1 protein-coding gene is annotated in these 1,162 nt (G+C 36.7%); it reads left to right on the forward strand.

Annotated features, from left to right (window positions below):
• Positions 1–110 precede the first annotated feature (110 nt).
• Positions 111–1,162: transposase (locus EIY84_RS11750; protein ID WP_124643397.1), on the forward strand; the 1,052-nt coding region annotated here is incomplete at its 3' end.

Raw genomic sequence — 1,162 nt, forward strand, 5'->3', positions numbered from 1 at the left:
GGAGATCACTGAAAAAGTGAATTTTCAGGAAATATGAAAAAGAAGGAGTTGAAATCTTAGGATTTTAGCTCCTTTTTTTGTACCTTGATAAGGTCTTTTAAAGATAAAGAATGTTAGTCCAACAGCAAAAGATTCAGTTTAGTTCTTATTCCGATTTGTATGATTTAATCGTTCCGAAAGAAAATCTTCTTCGAAAAATTAATGATTTGATAGATTTTTCCTTCATCTACGATGAACTGTTGAATAAGTATTGTTTGAACAATGGTCGCAATGCGGAAAGTCCGGTGAAGATGTTCAAATACCTTTTGTTGAAAAGCATTTACTCGGTTTCTGATGTAGATGTGGTAGAGCGTTCCCGCTATGATATGTCTTTCAAATATTTTTTAGATATGGCTCCCGAAGATGATGTGATAAACCCCAGTTCACTTACAAAATTCAGGAAATTACGCTTGAAAGATACCGATTTGTTGAACCTTCTAATTGGTAAAACGGTAACGATAGCGATCGATAAAGGCATTATTAAATCCAGATCCATTATTGTGGACGCTACACATACTTTATCTAGATCGAATCCATTTTCAAGCATAGAAGTACTGAGAGAGCGTTCGAGATTAGTTCGTAAAACGGTTTATCAATTTGATGAAAACTTCAAATCAAAAATGCCGGTCAAGAATACTGAAAACGATCTGAACAAAGAATTGGCTTATTGTAGAGAACTTGAAAAATGCATAGAAGATGAGCCATCAATAAGTGAGATTCCGGCAGTGAAAGAGAAATTAAATCTTTTGAGGGAAACAGCCGAAGACACCGATGAACAGCTAACTTTCTCAAAAGACACGGATGCCAAAATCGGACATAAATCCGCAGACAGTTCCTTTTTCGGTTACAAAACACATTTGGCGATGAGTGAAGAGCGGATTATCACCGCAGCAGTGGTAACTTCGGGAGAAAAAGGAGACGGGCCTGAATTGCCAAAATTACTGCAAATGAGCCAAGACAACGGAATGGAAGTGGAAACCATCATTGGCGATTCGGCTTATAGTGGAAAAGAAAATCTGAAAATTGCCAGCGAACAGGATATAAAAATTGTTGCAAAGTTAAATCCATCCATTACACAAGGATGTAGGAAAGAAAAAGACCAGTTTGATTACAATAAGGATGC

The organism is Amniculibacterium aquaticum, assembly GCF_003852705.1.
In the GTDB taxonomy this organism is placed as follows: Bacteria; Bacteroidota; Bacteroidia; order Flavobacteriales; family Weeksellaceae; genus Amniculibacterium; species Amniculibacterium aquaticum.